The sequence below is a fragment of the Candidatus Paracaedibacter acanthamoebae genome, from assembly GCF_000742835.1.
GTDB classification, from domain to species: domain Bacteria; phylum Pseudomonadota; class Alphaproteobacteria; order Paracaedibacterales; family Paracaedibacteraceae; genus Paracaedibacter; species Paracaedibacter acanthamoebae.
In genome coordinates this window covers 2209222-2230042 of sequence record NZ_CP008941.1, presented here as the reverse complement: position 1 = coordinate 2230042, position 20821 = coordinate 2209222, and the positions used below count along the sequence as shown (strand labels likewise).

General features: G+C 41.9%; 18 protein-coding genes. 8 read left to right on the top strand and 10 right to left on the bottom strand.

Annotated features, from left to right (window positions below; translation table 11 throughout):
- Window positions 1–202: 202 nt before the first annotated feature.
- On the top strand, window positions 203–1306 hold the full coding sequence (gene prfB, locus ID47_RS10320; RefSeq protein ID WP_038466260.1) for a peptide chain release factor 2: 1104 nt from the start codon (window positions 203–205) through the stop codon (window positions 1304–1306).
- A 193-nt stretch (window positions 1307–1499) separates the two neighbouring features.
- Window positions 1500–1649 (top strand): MFS transporter, encoded by a 150-nt coding sequence (locus ID47_RS13975; RefSeq protein ID WP_156956767.1) that lies wholly within the window; start codon window positions 1500–1502, stop codon window positions 1647–1649.
- A 2-nt stretch (window positions 1650–1651) separates the two neighbouring features.
- On the opposite strand, the gene ID47_RS10315 is transcribed toward ID47_RS13975, so the two are convergent.
- The 5 genes from ID47_RS10315 to ID47_RS10295 all read right to left on the bottom strand — a co-directional run bounded on the left by ID47_RS10315 (window position 1652) and on the right by ID47_RS10295 (window position 4575).
- The gene (locus ID47_RS10315; protein WP_038466257.1) at window positions 1652–2614 is read right to left on the bottom strand and encodes a hypothetical protein; all 963 of its coding nucleotides are present in this window, start codon (window positions 2612–2614) and stop codon (window positions 1652–1654) included.
- Window positions 2615–2637: 23 nt separating this feature from the next.
- Window positions 2638–2850 (bottom strand): helix-turn-helix domain-containing protein, encoded by a 213-nt coding sequence (locus ID47_RS10310; RefSeq protein ID WP_038466254.1) that lies wholly within the window; start codon window positions 2848–2850, stop codon window positions 2638–2640.
- Between the two features lie 11 nt (window positions 2851–2861).
- On the bottom strand, window positions 2862–3158 hold the full coding sequence (locus ID47_RS10305; protein WP_038466252.1) for a DUF2975 domain-containing protein: 297 nt from the start codon (window positions 3156–3158) through the stop codon (window positions 2862–2864).
- Window positions 3151–3426, bottom strand: coding sequence for a hypothetical protein (locus ID47_RS10300; RefSeq protein WP_038466249.1), 276 nt, complete (start codon window positions 3424–3426; stop codon window positions 3151–3153). The genes ID47_RS10305 and ID47_RS10300 overlap by 8 nt, the downstream gene beginning before the upstream one ends.
- A gap of 90 nt (window positions 3427–3516) precedes the next feature.
- A complete protein-coding gene (locus ID47_RS10295; protein ID WP_038466246.1) occupies window positions 3517–4575 on the bottom strand; it encodes an Mrp/NBP35 family ATP-binding protein in 1059 nt (352 codons plus the stop codon).
- A gap of 71 nt (window positions 4576–4646) precedes the next feature.
- Between ID47_RS10295 and hflK the strand changes: the two genes are divergently transcribed.
- The 4 genes from hflK to ID47_RS10275 all read left to right on the top strand — a co-directional run bounded on the left by hflK (window position 4647) and on the right by ID47_RS10275 (window position 11125).
- A complete protein-coding gene (gene hflK, locus ID47_RS10290; RefSeq protein WP_038466243.1) occupies window positions 4647–5759 on the top strand; it encodes an FtsH protease activity modulator HflK in 1113 nt (370 codons plus the stop codon).
- A complete protein-coding gene (gene hflC, locus ID47_RS10285; protein WP_051908845.1) occupies window positions 5759–6634 on the top strand; it encodes a protease modulator HflC in 876 nt (291 codons plus the stop codon). The genes hflK and hflC overlap by 1 nt, the downstream gene beginning before the upstream one ends.
- A 26-nt stretch (window positions 6635–6660) precedes the next feature.
- On the top strand, window positions 6661–8448 hold the full coding sequence (locus ID47_RS10280; protein WP_051908844.1) for a Do family serine endopeptidase: 1788 nt from the start codon (window positions 6661–6663) through the stop codon (window positions 8446–8448).
- Between the two features lie 472 nt (window positions 8449–8920).
- A complete protein-coding gene (locus ID47_RS10275; protein WP_038466240.1) occupies window positions 8921–11125 on the top strand; it encodes a mechanosensitive ion channel family protein in 2205 nt (734 codons plus the stop codon).
- Window positions 11126–11205: 80 nt separating this feature from the next.
- Here ID47_RS10275 and ID47_RS10270 read toward each other — a convergent pair whose 3' ends face one another.
- The 3 genes from ID47_RS10270 to ID47_RS10260 all read right to left on the bottom strand — a co-directional run bounded on the left by ID47_RS10270 (window position 11206) and on the right by ID47_RS10260 (window position 14366).
- Window positions 11206–11748, bottom strand: coding sequence for a hypothetical protein (locus tag ID47_RS10270; RefSeq protein ID WP_156956736.1), 543 nt, complete (start codon window positions 11746–11748; stop codon window positions 11206–11208).
- A gap of 307 nt (window positions 11749–12055) precedes the next feature.
- Entirely contained in the window at window positions 12056–12463 is a 408-nt protein-coding gene (locus ID47_RS10265; RefSeq protein ID WP_038466236.1) for a hypothetical protein, read from the bottom strand.
- 91 nt (window positions 12464–12554) lie between these two features.
- The gene (locus ID47_RS10260; RefSeq protein ID WP_051908843.1) at window positions 12555–14366 is read right to left on the bottom strand and encodes a PHA/PHB synthase family protein; all 1812 of its coding nucleotides are present in this window, start codon (window positions 14364–14366) and stop codon (window positions 12555–12557) included.
- 57 nt (window positions 14367–14423) lie between these two features.
- Between ID47_RS10260 and ID47_RS10255 the strand changes: the two genes are divergently transcribed.
- Window positions 14424–14675, top strand: coding sequence for a hypothetical protein (locus ID47_RS10255; RefSeq protein ID WP_038466233.1), 252 nt, complete (start codon window positions 14424–14426; stop codon window positions 14673–14675).
- On the top strand, window positions 14672–16453 hold the full coding sequence (recJ, locus tag ID47_RS10250; RefSeq protein WP_038466231.1) for a single-stranded-DNA-specific exonuclease RecJ: 1782 nt from the start codon (window positions 14672–14674) through the stop codon (window positions 16451–16453). The genes ID47_RS10255 and recJ overlap by 4 nt, the downstream gene beginning before the upstream one ends.
- 39 nt (window positions 16454–16492) lie before the next feature.
- On the opposite strand, the gene ID47_RS10245 is transcribed toward recJ, so the two are convergent.
- Complete coding sequence (locus ID47_RS10245) at window positions 16493–19543, bottom strand: efflux RND transporter permease subunit (RefSeq protein ID WP_038466228.1); 3051 nt, start codon at window positions 19541–19543, stop codon at window positions 16493–16495.
- The gene (locus tag ID47_RS10240; protein WP_038466226.1) at window positions 19540–20649 is read right to left on the bottom strand and encodes an efflux RND transporter periplasmic adaptor subunit; all 1110 of its coding nucleotides are present in this window, start codon (window positions 20647–20649) and stop codon (window positions 19540–19542) included. The genes ID47_RS10245 and ID47_RS10240 overlap by 4 nt, the downstream gene beginning before the upstream one ends.
- Window positions 20650–20821 lie beyond the last annotated feature (172 nt).

The window sequence follows — 20821 nt, the reverse complement described above, 5'->3', positions numbered from 1 at the left end:
AAAAATAAAATCTAATGTCAACATTATTAATTCTTAGAAAACACTAGAACTTTAATGCATCACTTTTATAAAAAATTTTGAAGTAATCCTCTTAACAATTACTTTTAAGGGATTATACTCAGTTGATTGATATGGTTGCAGAATCCTGTCAAAATGGGGTAAAAATAGAGACTATATAAATTTTGTAGAAGGATAACCTCCCATGCGTGCTGAAGTTGATAGCGCCGCCAAACTGGTGGACCAAAACCTTACCCTGGTTAAGCGTCATTTGGATTGGGATCAGGCTATCCAAAAGCTTGAAGCGATGAATCAGCAAGCGGAATTGCCAACGCTGTGGGATGATCCCGCGGTTGCTCAAAAACTCCTTAAAGAACGCGAGTCCTTAAGCCATGCTATCGGCAAAATTAAAGCCCTCCAACAACGTTTGGATGACAACATTGGATTGATAGAGTTGGGTGAGTTGGAAGGTGATGAGAGCATTGTTCAAGAAGCCGAACAAGGAATATTTGATTTACAACGGGAATGTGCACGGCTGCAAATAGAAACTCTGTTATCAGGAGAAGCCGATGCCAACAACTGCTTTATTGAAGTCAATGCTGGCGCTGGGGGAACCGAAGCCCAAGATTGGACGCAGATGTTGGCCCGCATGTATAGTCGTTGGGCTGAATCAAAAAAATATAAAATTGAATTGATCGATGAAAATCCAGGCGATGAAGCCGGCCTTAAATCGATTACTCTAAAAATCTCTGGCTTTCAGGCCTATGGCTGGATGAAAACCGAAAGCGGGGTACATCGTCTTGTTCGGATTTCCCCGTTTGATTCCAATGCGCGTCGTCATACCAGCTTTGCTTCCGTTTGGGTTTATCCTGAAATTGATGACTCGATTGATATTGTTATCGAAGAAAAAGATTTACGGATTGATACTTATCGCGCCTCGGGTGCCGGTGGACAACACGTTAACAAGACTGAAAGTGCAATCCGAATTACTCACCTTCCCACTAATATTGCTGTTCAATGCCAAAATGACCGCTCTCAGCATCGCAATAAAGCTCAAGCCATGTCGATGTTGAAAGCCCGGTTATATGAATTGGAATTGCGCAAACGGGAAGAAGCAGCTTTATCCACCTTGGCCTCTAAAACTGACATTGGCTGGGGCCATCAGATCCGGTCTTATGTTCTTCAGCCTTACCAAATGGTCAAAGATCTGCGGACTGCGGTTGAAAAAGGCAATGCTCAAGGCGTTCTCGATGGTGATATCGATGATTACCTAGAAGCTGCCCTGGCCCAACGTATCGGGGGTAATTAAGTCGGCCTCTGCATCCTCTGGATGGCTAGTTTTAACGGCTTTAGTCATTCCTTAAATTCTTTTGCCAGACTATCGCAGAAGAAGGGAGGGAATTATAAGTATGTCTATCTTGTCAGATTTACGTCAGTTAACCCCCGCTGAAAAGCGCGTTATTATCGCCAGTTATTTAAGATAGGGGGTTACAGTTAGTACCATTGCAGTTATCTATAATAGTGGAGCTATTTTTGGTGGTTTATTCTTGGGGAGTTTATACAATAGGATCGGTCGATGCAAAGTTATCATAATTGCCTCCATTCTTATCCTAACAGCTATTCCTTTGTGGACCAATCCAGACAACGATTGAAATCAAGATTGAAGCCTAATTTGGCCAGTCATCACATCGCAAATATAGTTTTTATAAGTCTCATACTCATAGCCAGAACATTTCAAGTGACGTCCATCAAAATGAACTTTATTCAACAGATTAACAAACTCGCTACACCCGCCTGCTCGGGAGGTTGGAGAGAGATCAAACCCTGCCTTGTCTAAATATTTTAACGGCACGGGGGCACTCTCTGGTTTTTGCAGATCCCACACATAAATATGCAGGAACCGATCACAGGTTATCGGCCGATCATTATAGCCCAAAATCAAAACTCGATTATCCTGGCACCGATACGCATACAGAGCCTCAAATTGATATTTGAGATCAGAGATTTCAATGCCGGACCACCCTTCTTTTAGGGCAAAGAAGGCACGATCAATAATTGATAATTTTTTTGCTTGATCTTTCGACGTCTTTTCAAGAATTTGGCACCAACGGGTTTGAAAGAAATCTTGGTTATCTTTTATAAAACCAATCAAAAAATCTTTAAAAATGTTGGTCAACTTGCTTTCGTAGGTCTCAATATCAGTGATAGACTTTAAATCATGCACTTGCGCTATAAATTTGTCGGAGGCTCGTCTAAAGGCTTCTCGAACTGACGGCGGTACGGTCATCTCTTGAGAATCCAATCCTTCTACCCAGCGGTATAATCCTTGATATAAACCCACAAAAGCGACAAAGCTCGGACTGAGCTCCGTATAACCGAGATGACACATGAGCCCATAGGTGTAGAGGTCACCGGTCCATTGAATACGGTCTATTTTTTTAAGAGCTTGGGCAAAATCTTTCTGGAATCGTTTGACACGAGCTGTATTATCATTTGCTTCGGCTTGATAGGATTGAATAATTTTTTCAGGGTCCTGATCAAAATATCGCCCTTCCCCCCAGCTATCATTCCCCAGCAACCCAGCTATTAAAAATAGTTTCGCAATCATTTTTTTCATCTACTTTTTTCTAACTTACGCCTTTATTTCTCTGCATGATAAAATTCTAAGATATCTCCGGGCTGACATTTAAGGGCTTTGCAAATACCCTCAAGAGTAGAAAAGCGAATGGCTTTGGCTTTACCCGTTTTAAGAATGGATAAATTTTGAATTGTAATACCAATAGCTTCGGCGAGATCTTGAAGCTTCATTTTTCTTTTAGCCAGCATCACATCCAAATTAATAATAATTGGCATTCTTCATCCTTCTATATGGTATACCTTTGATCTTCGTTAAGCTGGGCAGCGGCATACATAACCCAAGAAATTGCCATAATAACCAGGCCCACAAAAACGGCTTCAATATTTGGTGTACCAAAATTTAGGCAAAGATGCCGATGGCCTGGTTCATTCGATAAAGTTAGCCCTAATATCATTAACATCCCAATTAAAGGCTTCGCCATCAGAGCATCTAAAAAACATAGCCTTCCTAACCACCGATAATAAGATGCATTAATCGGCGAAAAAACAACACATTTTTGATAGTTCGTAAATATTTTATTCACAAAAAACAAGCTTATATATAGGAAGGGATCCAATAACGCCCGCACTCATGGCAACTGTTTTCGATAAAAATGTCCATTGAACATCCGCTAAATTAATAAGTCCTTCAGGGGTAGAAATAGGATTTAAGATCATGTTGGCCTTAATCAAATTATTAATAAAGGGTAGCTGCATAAATCCCCAAACTCCGATAAACCCCGCTGGGATAACAACCATAAAAAATCTAGTGATTAAAGTAATGTACTGGCTTAAAAGGACGATTCTTTCCATTGTCTGGTCCTCAATTAATGGGTTACAAAATAAAAAATATCATTACATTTAAAATTAAACAATTATTTTTTATCGTTTATCATTAAAAAGTTAATCCATCACTTGAATCGACGGTGATTTTTTTGCTGCTGCTGGTAAACTTTCTAAAACGTGGGTAGCGATGGATCGATAAAGATGAGCTACCTCTCCCTCGGGCTGGGCAATATTTTCAGGTTGACCACTATCGGCCCCGGATCGTACATCCAGCCTTAGGGGCACTTCTCCTAAAAACGGAACTTTAAGGGTTGAGGCCGTTGCCTGCGCTCCTCCATGACTAAAGATATGAGTGTCGTGACCACAATGGGGACAAGTAAAAACACTCATATTTTCGATAATTCCCAGCACAGGCACGGCAACTTTTTCAAACATAGCTATGGCTTTACGCGCATCAATCAGGGCAATATCTTGGGGGGTTGAGACAATGACAGCCCCCGTTAAACTGGCCTGTTGGGCCAGTGACAGTTGAACGTCACCCGTTCCCGGCGGCATATCGATCAGCAAAAGATCTAACTCGCCCCAAGCAACCTCTTTTAGAAGTTGCATTAAGGCCCCTTGGACCATTGGACCACGCCAAACCATGGGGGCATCGGGCGGAATAAGGAGCCCAATCGACATACAGCAGATTCCATGAGCCATCATCGGCATTAATTTTTTATCCTCCGTAACCTCTGGTTTACCGGCTAGCCCCATCATCGTTGGCAGAGAGGGTCCATAAATGTCAGCATCCAAAATGCCGACTTTATACCCCAATTGAGTGAAAGCCACAGCTAAATTCACCGTGGTGGTCGACTTGCCAACCCCCCCCTTGCCGGACGCAATGGCGATGATATGCTTGACAGTCGGTAGGATCTTAGAAGGTGATTTCCCCGGCTTAGAGGCCAACAAGGCACATAAGACTTTATGCTGCGAAAATTGTTGTTTTAGAGAAGCCTCAGCCATGGAGCGTATGGATTCAAGAAATTTCAACTGATCGGGGGGGCCTTCAAAAATAACACGAATAGAGCCCCCTTCAACGGCAAAAGAACTGATAAAATCCAAGATTTTTCGGCCCGATTGAGGATGAATAAGTGTTGTTAAAAAGTCACGCAAACCATCTGTATTTAACGTCATTGCAGGTGTCATTGTTATGAGGTAATGATTGTTATATAGTCAATATAGAGTATTATATTCAAGATAAAAGCATGATTTGGTTATTTAATGATCGTCCACGTAATCCTTGGGGCGCTCCCGAGGGAAAGCCGTCTTCAGAAGACAAGAACAACACATCCAATAACGGAGGCATTGATATTGATAAGACCATCGATCAAATTCGCCAGCGCATTAAGGATTCCTTTGGTGGAAAAGGGGGCGGATTTAAGAATAACAATCGCTCTCCAAAAAAGCTTATTGGACTTGTTGCTGTCGGGGTTGCAGGCTTATGGTTGTCGACCGGTTTTTACTTTGTCCAAGAGGGTGATGAAGCTGTTGTCTTAAGATTTGGTCAAATGGTTCGGATGGGACAACCGGGCTTGAACTTTCACTTGCCGACCCCCATCGAGCAACATGTGGTCAAAAGCGTCAGTGCTCAAAATACCATTGATGGAACCATCCATGGCCGTGCCAGCAGCGATTCAGACGAATCCTTGATTTTGACCGGCGATGAAAACGTCGTGCATACTAACTTTACGGTTTTTTGGAACATTAAAGATTTGCCGGATTATTTGTTCACGGCCCGCACACCCGACACCACCATTAAAATTGCAACTGAGAGCGTTTTACGGGAAATCATTGGTCAAATGAATGCTCGGGATGCCTTGACTAAAAAGCGTGAAGAAATTGGATCCCAAACCCGCGATGCAGTCCAGAAATTGATGGACCAATACAAATTGGGAATTAATATTCTCAACGTCCAACTCCAACGCGTTGCCCCTCCCACTGAAGTTGTTGCGTCTTTTAGTGACTTACAGGCGTCATTAACCGATGCGGAACGGGCCCAAGCCGAAGCCCAAGGATATCGAAACGATATCTTACCGCGGGCTCGGGGTCAGGCGGTTCAGACCCTTCAAGATGCTGAGGCTTATCGCGATGCGAAGATTGCAGAGGCAGATGGTGAGGCTTCACGCTTTAAGCAAGTATTGGCCTCTTACAATAAAAATAAAGCTGTTGCCATTAAACGATTTTTTCTGGAAAATATGCAACGCAACCTTGCTAAAGCAAAAACTTACATTTTTGATCCAAAAGCGTCTCAAGGAGTTTTACCGTATCTTCCTGTTAATGAAATAGCTAAATCAAAAAAAACAGAGGGAGGTCAATAATGTCAAACCGTTCTATTGGGTTCTTCGCAGCCCTCTTTGGGGTGCTTCTTATTTTAGGTAGTTCCTTATTTATTGTTAGCCAAACTCAACAAGCGATTGTCTTGCAATTTGGTGAATTGCGCCGCGTCATTCAAGATCCTGGCCTTAAAATTAAAATTCCGTTTATTCAAGAAGTGACCATTTACGAAAAGCGCGTTATGGATTTTGATTTACCAGCCACTGATATTACGCTTGGCGATCAAAAACGCGTGCGCGTAGACACGTATACACGGTATCGCATCAATGACCCAATCCAATTCTTTAAATCTGTTAAGCCTGCCAATGAATTTGGGACAGCACGCCGTCTAGAAGCATTGGTTGGTTCTACAGTTCGCAACGTTTTAGGTAAAGTTGAATTGCGTGAATTGTTATCAGAGAAACGGTCAAAAATTATGCATCAAATCAATACCGAAGTTAAAGCTTTGACAAAGGGTCTTGGTCTTGAGATCATTGATTTGAGAATTGTGAGAACAGAATTACCACCTGAAAACAGACCGGCTGTTTTTAATCGGATGAATGCTGATTTGCAGCGCTATGCTAAGCAAAATCGGGCGAATGGTGATGAAAAAGCACAAGAAATTCGCTCAACGGCAGAAAAAGAGCGAACCATCCTCTTGGCTGAAGCCAGTCGTGATGCACAAATTCTCCGGGGTGAAGGGGATGCTAAGGCTATTGCAACCATTGCGGAAACCATGGGCAAAGATCCTGAATTTTATGGATTTTACAAATCCATGGAAACTTATGATGCCATTGTTGGATCAGAGACTACACTTGTTCTGTCAACAGAGAGCGATCTATTCAAATACTTTAGCCATCCAGAACGCGTTTTACGCTAATCAAATTAGGGGAAGAGGGATAAAAAATGTCTAAAATACGATTGTTTTTAACAACATCGTTGCTAATCTCATCAGTGGTTCTTACATCATCAGCTCATGCTTTATCGGCTAAAATTGACGACAAGAAAGAATCTGGCAAACAATTAGCTGGCGTCACCAAGGAAGACTTTAAAAAAGCAGGTATTACAGAAGAAATAAAAGAAGCCCTTAAAGAAGAGATTAAAAAAAGGATCGACGAAGCCCTTAAAGAAGAGATCAAAAAAAAGATCGATGAAGCCCTTAAAGAAGAGATCAAAAAAAAGATCGGCGAAGAAGTTAAGGAAGAGATCAAAGAAGAGATCAAAAAAGAAGCAAGAAGTAAAACAGGCGATGGTCATTATGATATAACCAAAGGCTTTGCAGACGTTGCAGAAAAGACGATCCCATCTGTTGTAAATGTATCGACGACACAGATTCTTGAAGGGCGTGACAGAAATATGCCTCAACTCCCCCCCGGCTCCCCCTTTGAAGATCTTTTCAAGGATTTCTTTGAACAACAAGATAAACCTAAACGCGTCCAATCGTTAGGATCCGGATTCATCGTCAAGGTTCAACCAAAAGGTGATGATGCTTACGCCTATGTTTTAACAAACTTCCATGTCGTCGCCGAAGCAAAGAAAATTACCATTGTCTTACATGAGGGGGCAGAACTCGAAGCCTCGATTCAAGCTGTTGACGAAAGAACTGACTTAGCCATGTTGCGAGTCAAATTGAATAGCTTGCCAGAAGATAAAAGAAATTTGAAAGCTGTTGAATGGGGCGATTCCAACAAAGTAAATGTCGGGGATCGCTGTATTGCTATCGGCAATCCGTTTGGGCTAGGCAGCACCGTCACATCCGGCATCATCTCTAACCGCTCAAGAAATATTGGTGTGCGGGGAACTGCTAAAAGTAGACTCAGTGAGTATGTCGATGATTTTATGCAGCACGATGCTCCTATCAATATGGGGAACTCGGGCGGGCCTCTGTTTGATCTAGAAGGTAAAATTATTGGTGTCAACACAGCTATTTTCTCTCCGAGTGGGGGAAATGTTGGAATTGGTTTTGCGATCCCATCTAACCTGGTTAAAGAAACCTTAGATCAGCTGATTGAATATGGTCGTACCAAACGGGGTTGGTTGGGTGTTCGTATTCAGAATGTAACAGACGAGATGGCTGAAAGCTTAGGATTTGGTAAGGCGCGGGGCGCCATTGTCGGTGCCGTCACCCCGAAGGGTCCCGCAGCAGCTGCTAATATTGAAGCTGGCGACATTATTTTAGAATTTGATGGTAAGGAAATTAACGAAAAAACTCGCTTATCCCGGGTGGTAGGTGAAACTGAAGTTGGTAAAAAAGTTAAAGTCAAATTATGGCGCAAGGGCAAAGAGGTCAATGTTGAGGTTGCCCTAGGTGAATTCGAAACCTCGAGCGATGGTGTTGCAGCTGAAACTAAAGACAAAAAAGATACCGTGCCCAATCAAGATATTATTGAAGTGTTGGGGCTTAAGGTTTCAAAAATTACAGGTCCCTTGTCCCAGCAGTATAAAATAAAAGAGGACATGACCGGCGCTGTTATTGTTGGCATCAGTGAAGAAAGTCCTGCCACAAATATCTTACGTCTTGGCGACGTCATCACTGAAGTTAACCAAGCCGACATTAAATCTCCTGAAGAATTAGTGAAGGCTGTTGAGGAAGCAAAACGCCTAAAGCGCAAGAATATTACCTTCTTGATTAGCCGTGGTGGCGATATGGTCTATATTACAACCCGGATCGAAGATGATCTGAAGAGCTCATAAATTAGACATCTCACTGAAAAGGGAGTGATGCAGTATCCATCGGTTAATAAATCTTTCGGAAATGCATCGTTCTGTTTTTTAAAAAAATGAGAGTCTTGGGACTTTGCTTATCGCGTTTCAAAAGCAAAAAATAGCTATTTGAAACTAGCTCTTGGTGGGCCCTTCATCCAAACCAAAGTATGCCGTCGAGATTCTCAATAAATTTTTAACCTAGCTCATCGCATTCGCTTGTATGTATCTACTTGAAGAAATGATATTCCTAAAATAAGCCACTACACTATTAGGTAATCTTGATTTATTTTTAAAAAAACCATTATAGAAGCCGGGAGTGCAGGAGAATAATTCTCAACTGATAAGGGTGCCAGAAGATGGTCAAAGGGAAGGAAAACCTCGCCTCAACAAGTTAGATTAAGACTTGTATAACTATTTTCTGATAACCTAAAGACAAGCCTCCAAATTTATAGAGTTACGCATGTTCCTAATCCGTCTCATTTTCTTCCTTAGCATTTTCTTCACCCATCCCCTGCTTGCGCTGGATATGGACAATAAAAATGATACTGCCGAACTAACGCAACAAAAAGATGAAATCCTGGGAACGCTTTCAACCTTGGTGGGTAAAAAGGAAAAGGTTATTGATAAAAAGGGCGACCTAACTGTCAAAATAAATGACTTAAAAGATGCTGTCCGGATTTTAGAAAATCAGACGGACCGGGCAAAGGTTATTAAAGTTTTATCGAGCCTTGCTTTTCTGAAACAAGAAGCGGAAAAAGAGCAAGGGATTATAGAAATTGCATCCGCAAAAATAACAGGTGCCATTGAGATTGGCTCGGATGCTGTTATTAATGCGATTAAATTAACCAAGCATTTCCCCGATATAATTTCTGATCACCTCATACAACTTAAAACAGATGAGGCTTATCGTCATAATACGCTTATCCTGATTATGATTTTAACGACAGCGCTCGGGTGTGCCATTATTGTAGAAATTATAGTCCGACGTTTCCTCAGATGGTTAAAACTACACCACCGTCCTCAAGAATACAGCTTTAGGACGATGCATATTCATGTTTTTAGAAATATTACGCCCTTAATTTTGTTTGGTCTGGTGGGTTATTTAATCATTTATCTCTCCCAATCTGAGTGGAATATTATTACCTATCGTGGCTTTATTTTTATGAATATTGTGATTATGGCTCGTTCCATGTGGCTATTAACCCGAGTTTTATTTGGCGGAAAAGCCACCGATGTCAATGGTAATGAACCGGTTGCAGAAAACATGAGTTTTCAGTTTGCTTTAGCAGGCATTCAAACAATCATCATTGGTGCAATTTTCGGTGAAGCGGGGGCACTCTTAGGAATGGGAGACCTAGCCGTTGATATATGGCTTAAAATTATTGGATTTGGTGTTACCAGTCTCATTGTCATCGGTGTTATTAAAAATAAAACATATATCAAGTCACAATTTGAAGCGGATGAAGAAAGTCTCAGCGGATTTGCGTTATTGCTCGCTAAATTGGTTGAAATGGTGTTCCGTAAACTCCATATTATTATCGCAGCTGTGAGCATCACGTGCTGTTTCCTATGGATGGTGAATCTGGATCTGGTAGCCTTATCGATAGCCAAAGCCCTGCTAACAACGATCCTTTTGTCAGCTATATTTATAGTCGGGCGTAATTGGATTTATAAAACGATTGTCAAAACAAAAATTAAGCTTCAACTTCAACCGGCCAGACGCTCTAAAATTGGCCTAAATTATCTTGAAGGCTCGACCACTAACATTATACAAACGGTCTGGCATTTACTTTTTATATTAATGATCCTCGAAACTTGGGGAGCGGACCCCATTGAGTTTGCAGCCTCTCCCACGATCCAACCTATTTTAGCCAAAGCTATTTCCGTTTTGATTATTCTTATTGTTATTCGCACCCTATGGGGTTGGGTCGATCACATTGCTAAATCTCATATTCGCGGTCGGGTAGCGGGCAAGAAATTGATAGAATCATCGCAATTTGTTAAAACAGTCACCCCTATCCTCAATAGTGTTGCCCATTGGGTGTTAGCCATTATGGCCATTATTTTAATTCTGGTGGAATTTGGTCAAGATGTCCGCCCAATGCTTTACAGCCTTGGCGTGATTGGTATTGCCATTTCTTTAGGTGCTCAAAGCCTTGTCAAAGACATTATTAATGGTGTTTTGACGTTGATGGAAGGAAATATCGCGGTCGGGGAAACTATAACTATTGGAGCCAGCACCGGCACTGTGGAATCTTTATCGTTAAGAAGTATTGTCTTACGCCATGGGGATGGGGCCATTCAAACGATTCCTTTTTCAGAAGTGAACAATATCATTAACCGCTCTCGCGATTATACAAGTTTTTCAGTAAATCTTTTGGTACCACATAAAGCCAATATAGTGGAAGCACAAGCGATTCTTCAGCATACCTTTAATGCCATCAGCAAGGATCCTCTCTTTGGTAAAATGATCATTGAACCCCTTGCAATTTCAGGGATTGATAAAATTACAGATACAGGCATCAATATCACTGGTTCTATCAAAATCAAGCCTGATCCTAGCAACCGTTTTGCTAAGGCGTTCAATATCTATCTACAAAAACAAATGGAGGCGGCAGATTTATACCCCCCACCCTCTCAGAAAATTCTGAGTATTAATGAATAAAGGAAAAAAGTGTGCACTTATGATGAGTTGTAATTCTCATTTCATAAGTGCACCTGAGACAGACAAATTTTTAATTAAATTTAATGTTGATTTAAATAATTAAGAATCTTACGGGTGATGGGATCAAGCTTTTCAAATAAGGTAAAAATGGGCATGGGCGCCTCTATAAAAGATTCTTCCCTGTATTCAAGAGCACTTACTGCATTAAAATTATACTCCTCGGCTGCTTCACACTCTTGATCAATAGGGCCATTAGCCGCATAAGCCCATTTAACTCCCTCACGAATATATGCTAATAAAAATCGAAAATAAATAGTGTTTTCATCCTCATTCTCTTTAAGATAGGTATCATTATTATTAAAAATATTCTCTACACGCTGAGTGTGGTTACCCATGCTTTCTAGCTCTCGCAGTTCAGAACACTGGCTAGCTTGGTAAGCATAAAACTGATTGAAATTATTAACACTTACTTGAAAAGCTTCAAGTGTCTTACGCTCGGAGACTTCTCTTGTCCCAGACGGCAGTACGTCAGCTGCATAACAATCAGAAAGGTGAGATAATCCTGCAGTGAGCAAAGAGACGGATAAAATAAATAAATTAAGTTTATTCTTCATATTTTTCATCTAATTAAAAGTTTTTATTGTATTTTTTTGAAGCTTGACTGCCTTTAAAGCGATTAAGTTTTAAAGACTGACGGGTGGCTTTAGTTTAAGCCTTTTTATTTATAGCCTAACCCTCTCAACCTTTCCTAATATTTTAATTTTTATGGTTTTTATTGTACATTTTTATCACTTTTATTAAAAAATTATTTTCTATTTTTACTAAAGATAAGAGAACTCGATTTATTTGATGGAAGTAGCCGAGTTCTTTTTTATTGCTCGTTAATCCTTGGCTTTTTGCTAAAAACAGCGCGGAGACTCCTTTCTTCCCTCATTTATTCTGATGGATTTTAATAGCAAAGATAATTTCCTTAATTTCTTCTATAGCAATATCTTCATTAAACTGATGATATTTAAAGTTATCGTGCATATAGCGAGCTTGCCGTTCTGTATCAAACTGTTTAAAAATAAAATCAGATCCCATTATCCCGTGATAGAGACGCGTTAACTGCTCTCTTTTCTCTTGGCTTAAAGCTGTTCCTTCCCGGGAGGCAGAACTAAAATTATTCTGTCCATCGTAAGCTTGATTGTCTGTTTCTAAAGGTTTAAAGGGGGGCTCAGAGATCTGAACTATTCCCCCTAAGGGGTTAATTGTGTCTGCATTGTCGTAATGGGGGCCTGCATAAACGCTTGCAGATAAAGTAAATTTGAGACCAATAACGATTAAAAGGCTTTTCATCCTATACTCCATTTATAATTTTGGTGTGGTATAGGGATAAATATATTTTAAGCTAGTTAATATTTTATTAACGGCCTCTATTCGTTAAGATTTAGTGAAGACCTTGATCTCTTACATAATCGCCAGGGGCACTCGCAATAACCTTTTTAGAGTCAATTTTTGGCGCTGGTACTTTTTTTCCGGCATATTTTTCCATCCAACTTTTCCAACTTGGCCACCAGGAGCCAGAATGCTTTTGGGCATGCTCTAGCCATTCATCAGCCGTTTCATAAAATTTATCAGCTTCCATGAAGTAATATTTATTCTTAGCGGGATGATTAAACACACCGGCAACATGACCTGACCCTGATAAGACAAATTTTTCTGCCTGCTTCACAGCTTGGGTCAGCGGATAAACAGCGCGCCATGGAGCAATGTGATCATCAAGAGCAGCCATAACAAACATAGGCAAATCAATTGTTGTAAGATCAACCGGTACATCGGCAATCTTAATACCCCCCGGTTGAATTAATCGATTTTCCAAATACATATCGCGTAAAAATCGAGTATGCATAGTCGCGGGCATACGCACTGCGTCTCCATTCCAATGCAGCATATCAAAGGGCATTGGCTCTTTACCCATCAAGTAATTATTCACATAGAATGACCAGATTAAGTCATTGGCACGCAGTAAATTAAAGGATTGCACCATGGCATTTCCTTCTAAATAACCGCGCTTCTTCACATGAGCTTCTAATTTTTTCAGCTGCTGGTCGCATATATAGACCAACAGATCCCCCGCTTCTTTAAAGTCAATCGGGGCTGCAATAACCGTTACTGCATCAAAGGGTTTTTCACCTTTAGCCTTTAGATAAGCCAGTAAGCTATTCAGCAAAACGCCACCGGTGCAATAGCCAATTGCATTAATTGTATCATGCTTTGTATAGTCGCGAACAAAATCCAAGGCTGATTTAACACCGTCTAAGACATAATGGGACATGGTTTTATCAGCATGCCATTTAGTAGGATTAGCCCACGACACCATGAACAGTGTAAACCCTTGATCAACTGCCCATTTAACAAAGGAATTTTCAGGCTTCAAATCGAATACATAAAACTTATTGATCCACGGCGGAATAATTAAGATGGGCTTTTCATAGACAGTTTTTGTGCTGGGGCTATATTGAATAAGTTCAAGATAGGAATTGCGATAAATCACTTTACCCTTGGTGGTGGCAATGTCACGTCCCAGTTGAAGCGCTTCCGTATCTGTCATTTTAATATTAAAAGAACCGGTGGCCGAATCCTTTAGAAAATTCTTAAAACCTTGGATTAGATTTTCCCCTTTGGATTCATAGGTTTGTTGAATTACATCGGGATTAGTCAACGGAAAGTTAGTCGGGGCCATGGCATCAATCAAATGGCTTGTGTAAAATTCTAACTTATTGAGAGTTTGGTCATCCAACCCTTCAATTTGTTCCAACATATTACGCAGCAATTTTGCATTAATCAGGTATAATTGCTGCATGAAAAAGAAAGCTGGATTCTTTTGCCAAATTTCATTCTTAAATCGCTTATCGCGAGGATCGACCTCAACAATAGGATGGGCTTCCCCTCCCTTAATTTGCTCACCCACTTCCTTAACAATTGCCATCACATCTCTAAGGTGCTCTTTTTGGACTTCTATAAGCCGATCCGGTCGTTCAGATATTTTTTGAGCTGCCTTCGTCATCGTTTGCTGGACAACCTCAGGATCAAATATTGTGACAATCCCTTTTTTATAGGGTGCGGTAGCAGAGGGCCCTTGCCAGTGATTCATCCATGATTGCTGATTAGCATCCAGGACTTTTCCCCAAATATCTTGCCATTCACGAGTAAAATTTTTATAGATTTCTAAAGGCGTTTCATTCTTTTGCGGTGACATGCTACACTGACCTCAAAGGTTACATAATTCAACTTTAATGGTTAGACAGTTAATAAAATGTTAACATACTTTCTTAAAATTTTAATTACTTTAGGTATTATTAATATTTTGACCGCTTGCACCTCTCAAACGCCAGAGGATGAAAAATATGGCACCATAGAAGGCCATTTTCCTCGCCTTGTTGACGTTCCCGATCGTCCGATTCCCCCTAGTACTACAGCTATTAAGGATCAATCTAAGGCGCTGGAACAAGATAAGCTCGACGCTCACGCTCAAGCCAAGAAGAATTTTGGCCTGGCCACGAAATGACATTACTGCATAAAAAACCACAATCCTCAGCCTACTTATTTGATGGAAAAGCATCTGTCGGGGGACGTCGTTGGGTTTTCGAAGACGATAATGCCAGAGACGCTCTTCAGCTTGCCCAAAACCATGGGATTGGAACTTTAGCCGCTTCGATACTTTTAAAAAGAGGCGTTACCTTCCAAACAGCGGGGTCGTTCTTACAACCTACGTTACGTGATTTGATGCCTGATCCCTCCCACTTAAAAGATATGGACGAAGGCGTGGATCGAGTAGTCAAAGCAATTCAGGCGGGTGAAACTATTGCGGTGTTCGGCGATTATGATGTGGATGGCGCCACGGCAACGGCCCTCTTACGTCGTTATTTCCGTGACATTGGCGTTACACTTCGAGTTTATATTCCGCAGCGCATCGAAGAAGGATACGGGCCGACCATTCCGGCGATGCAACAGCTTGCCAAAGAAGGGACCACCACTCTGCTGATGGTTGACTGCGGTACTACTTCTTTTGCTCCCTTGGAAGAAGCAGCTCAATTAGGGATGGATGTGATTATTCTAGATCACCATATGTCGCAGGCTTCTTTACCCATTGCAACAGCTTTAATTAATCCCAATCGCATTGATGAAAACAGCCCTCTTACCAACTTATGTGCAGCTGGATTAGGCTTTGTCTTTTTGGTAGCCTTACAGCGGCGCTTACGCCAAGAGGGATGGTTTACCAGTCGCTCAGAGCCCGATTTACGTCAATACTTAGATCTGGTCGCGTTGGGGACTGTTTGTGACGTCATGACATTGACCGGCCTTAACCGGGCGTTCGTTGCACAGGGCCTGAAGGTTATGGCTCGACGGGCCAACGTTGGACTGCGGTATCTGGCAGACATTGCTGCTTTGGACGATTCGCCATCAGCCTACCATCTGGGATTTCTCCTGGGGCCGCGTATTAATGCGGGGGGGCGCGTGGGGCGAGCCGAGTATGGATCACGGCTGCTTTCAACAACCGATGAGCTAGAAGCCCAACAATTGGCGCGAGAATTAGATCTCTATAATAAAGAGCGCCAAGCCATCGAGACCCTGGTTTTAGAAGAAGCTATGACCCAAGTAGAAAGCCGAGGTTTAGCGCGCCATCCCTTGATTTTAGTCGGCCAAGAAGGTTGGCATCCTGGTGTCATCGGTATTGTCGCTGGCCGCCTGAAAGAACGTTATAATCGCCCTGTTTGTGTGGTTGGCTTTGATGCAGAAACAGGTAAGGGATCAGGACGCTCAATCAATGGTGTTAATTTAGGGGCAGCAATGCATGCCGCCTGTCACCATGGATTTTTAGTCGCCGGCGGCGGTCATGCCATGGCGGCGGGGTTTACGGTGATGCGGGATAAATTTGAAGGTTTTTATGAATTCCTTCGAGACACTCTTAAACACCAGATCGATGGTGTTGATCCAATTCTGGAGCTCGATGGAATTTTAACACCATCGGGGGCGACACTTGAGCTTGTCAGAGAAATTAAAATGCTAGAACCTTTTGGGAATGGCAATCCAACACCAAAATTCTGTATTCATAAAGCTAAAGTGACCTATGCCGAGCAAGTCGGGGTCAACCATATCCGATGTAGTCTCGAGGGTGAAGACGGAACACGCCTTAAAGCAATGGCATTCCGGGCTCTTGGAACGCCCTTAGGCAATGCCATCATGGCCCGTAACAATAAGGCCATCGAAATAGCGGGAACGCTGAAAGTCGACTCCTGGAACGGACGTCATAGTGTGACGTGTTTTATTGAAGATATAATGTAAAAAGTTATTTCTTTAAGACCACTTTTATAAACGAGTATATTAAATATTTCGCACAAATCGATTCAGGTATAGATAGATCACCGGCGTAATATACAGAGTTAAAATCTGCGAAGTAAAGAGTCCGCCAACCACCGCTATTCCTAAAGGTTGGCGCAATTCAGCCCCCGCCCCCATGGCAAAAGCAATGGGCAGAACCCCTAGTAAAGCCGATAACGTTGTCATCATAATTGGCCGAAATCGCACTAAGCACGCCTCATAAATGGCTTTTTCTGCCGACATGCCTTCTCGTTGAGCTGTAATCGCAAAATCAACCATCATGATGCCATTCTTCTTCACAATTCCAATCAGCATAATGATTCCAATAAAGGCAATCATGTCCAGGTTCATCCCCATCATGAGAACAGCTAGAATTGCCCCAATAACGGCTGAAGGTAAGCCTGATAAAATAGTAATAGGATGGATGAAGTTTTCATACAACATACCCAAAATAATATACATAACTAAAATTGATAAAATTAAAAGCCATCCCATGCCGGCCATGGAACTTTGGAAAACTTGGGCTGTTCCCTGAAAAGACGGGATTATGGTCGCCGGCAAGACCATCCTTTTTTCAATCGCCTTAATTTGATCGGTCACAGTTCCAAGAGAAGCCCCTTCTTTCAAATTAAAAGATAAGGTTACGGCGGGAAGTTGTCCTTGATGATTAATAGACAAAGGGGCTGGTTCTGTTTTTAAATTAGCGATGGAATCAATTTCAATTAATTTACCGCTTGCGGTGCGGGCATACAAATCTTTAAGGTCATCGATTGATTTTTGATAAGATTTGCTGACCTCTAGAATAACTTTAAAGTTATTACTTTGGGTGTAAATTGTTCCCACTTGGGCTGTGCCAAAGGCATAATAAAGTTCTTTGCGTAAATCCGCATAAGTAATTCCTTGAAATTCCGCTTTGTCTCGAAGCATCTCAACCGAGATTTGCAAACTGCCCAATTGTTGGTCGGTCGACAGCTCAATCACGCCATCAATTTTGCTAATTTCTGTCATTAATTTCTCAGCCCACTGATTAAGCTCGTTATAATCAATCCCTTGCAGCGTATATTGATAAAGGCCTTTTGATAACCGTCCCCCCACATTAATATTCTGAACAGGCTGCATATATGCATTAATACCCGGGACTTTGGCTATATCCTGCCGCAACAATCGCAAAACCTCTGGCATTTTTGGCCGTTCTTTTTGGGGCTTTAGACCAATCACCAGAACACCCTGATTTATCGAGCCTGCTCGCCCTCCGACCCTGGACGTCAGCTTACTGACGAGAGGGTTCTGTTCAATGACTTTGGCTAATTTAGTTTGGGTAGCCACCATTGCTTCAAAAGAAATATCTTGATTAGCCTCAGTTTGGGCCAGAATAAGGCCATTATCTTCTAGCGGAAAGAACCCTTTGGGCGCATAGACTAGTAATAAAATTGTTAGAACCATTGTGGCAAAGGCAACAACTAAAGCTATAAATCTATATCCTAAAACAGTATATAAGGTACGAGCATACATCCCTTGGGTTTTCTCAAAAAACCGCTGAAACCAGGCGGTCCATTTATAGGATTTACCGCCTTCTTTAAAGCTCATATACTGACATAACATCGGCGTTAAGGTTAAAGAAACAACGCCTGAGATTAAAATTGCCAGACTGATTGTCACGGCAAATTCTTGAAATAAACGACCGATAATCCCCGACATAAAGAGAATGGGAATGAAAACTGCGATTAATGAAAATGTAATAGATAGAATGGTAAATCCAATTTCTTTCGCGCCTACTAAAGCTGCTTCTTGAGCTGACAAACCCTTTTCACGGTATCGAATAATGTTTTCGAGCATAACAATAGCATCATCAACCACATAGCCAACCGACAAAGCCATTGCTAACAAAGAAACATTATTGAGAGAATAGCCAAGAGCCGCCATCCCGCCAAAGGTTGCAATTAAGGAAAAAGGCAAAGCCAAAGCTGGAATAAGGGTGGCAGACATTTGCCTTAAGAAAAGAAAAATAACTAAAATGACAAGAACAATAGCAATGAAAATTGTAACTTGAACATCATGAATAGAATCCCGAATAGAAACGGAGCGATCAAACAAGGGAGTAAGTTGGACAGACGCCGGCACAATCTCAGAAAACTTAGGCAGCAGCTGCTTAATTGCATCCACCACTTCAACAGTATTACTACCGGGTTGGCGCTGAATCGCCAGAGTAACGACTGAACGCCCATCGGAGTAACCCTCAGATCTGTCATCTTCCGCGCCTTCGACAGCCTCGCCAATATCAGATAATTTTACATTACCGCCACTTGCCGTGTGGGAGATAATCATAGAATTAAATTGATCCGCCAGGGCCGGCTGATCAACGATTTCAACATTATATGTCTGCTCTTTTCCCATGATCACCCCAGGCGGTGTGATGGACGTAGAATCTTGGACTGACTTTGCAATATCGGCCAGTGTTAGATTGCGGCCAGCCAAGAGTTCGGGATTAATGCGCACTCGAATAGCCCGTTTCTGTTGACCATAGATGTTAACCTGAGATACACCGTTCAACATTGAAATGCGTTGCCCCATTAATGTATCTGCATATTCAGATAACTGCGTCATGGGGATCACATCCGATGAAACAGCAATAAAGAAAATCGGCTGATCCGCTGGATTCACTTTCCGTAATTTCGGCGGGGTTGTCATTTCCACAGGCAAATAGGCTTGAGCCGATGCAATAGCGGTTTGAACATCTAAGGCAGCCCCATCAATGCTACGATCCAGTCGAAATTGAAGGGTGATACTCGTTGACCCCGTGACACTGGTTGAGGTCATATTATCAATCCCAGCAATGGTGGCAAATTCCCGTTCTAAGGGTGTGGCAACAGTTGCCGCCATGCTTGCGGGACTAGCCCCCGGTAGTGTTGCTGTAACTTGTATTGTGGGGAAATCCACATTTGGCAAGGCGCTAATGGCTAATTTTTGATGGCCAGCGATTCCTAAAACTAAGAAGGACAGCATTAACAGGGTTGTAAAAACGGGACGACGAATACAGAATTCCGATACGTTCATGGGGTGTTGTCCTTTGTAATTATAACGCTTGCATCGACTTTTACATTAAACCCACCTTCGACAATAACTTGATCATCTGCTTCTAAATCAGCATCCACGACAGCCTCGCTTGGGGTGGAAAAGTTGATTGTTACAGGTTTTAAAACAACTTTATCCTTAACAACTTGGTAAACTTGGCTGCCTTTTTGCGTGACCATGAGTGCCTTTAGGGGTACTACCAAAGCTTTATTAATTTTACGCACTCCCAACAGCACATCCACAAACATTCCGGGCCACAGCTTATGATCGGCATTGTCAAGCTTTGCCCTCAGCGTAATTGTCCGAGCATCAACATCAATGGTATTCTGGATCGCGGCGATAGAGCCGACCTTGAGTGACTTACCTTCGCTGTTTCTAATATCGACGCTGATATTTTTAAAGTTTGATTGCACCATAGAAAAATATCGTTGAGGTAAAGCAATATCCACATAAATAGGATCAACTTTATTGATAACCACCAAGGAAGGGGTATCATTTGCCTTTACTAAATTTCCCTCCGTAATCGAAATTGTCCCCGCCACGCCATCAATTGGCGAGCGGATATCCCCATAATCAATTTGAGTTTTAAGTTGGACAATTTTTGCTTGGGTTGCCTTCAGCGCTGCCCCAGCCGCTTGATAGGATTGGGTCGATTGATCCAACTGCTCTTTAGCAGCAACCCCCCGCTTTGCCAGTTCTGCATCGCGGTTATATTTTTTTTCTGATCGGATAACTTCTGCTTGATTGCTTTGCAAATTGGCTTCGGATTCCTGAAGCTGGGCCTTAAGATCGCGATCGTCCAACTGAAATAAACGATCGCCCTTTTTGACGACCGCCCCATCTTTGATAAAAACCTCAACAATTTGGGAATCTAACCGCGACCTTATAGCAACGGATTCCGACGCGGTAACACTCCCTATCAAATTGAGGTGCTCCGTCATATCTTGGCGTTTGACGGACGCGACTTTAACTAATGGCGAAGGTTTAGGCGCTTCTTTAGGGTTACTGAAAATAAGGAAAGACAGGCCCAACAAAAGTACAATACCGCTTGCCCATATACTTGCTTGTTTATGATTTAATTTTTTCATGCCCCATACTCCTTAACTCTTAGTTTGAGCCAAAGTCATTAACAAGGACTTAATTTAACTTTTTCTTATGGGAGGGTGGCGGTCTTTTTCTCGACATGCATAGCGCGAGCGGGGATCTCAATTAAGCAAAAAATTAAAACTGGATCAAATATGACTAAGGTAAATAAATGAT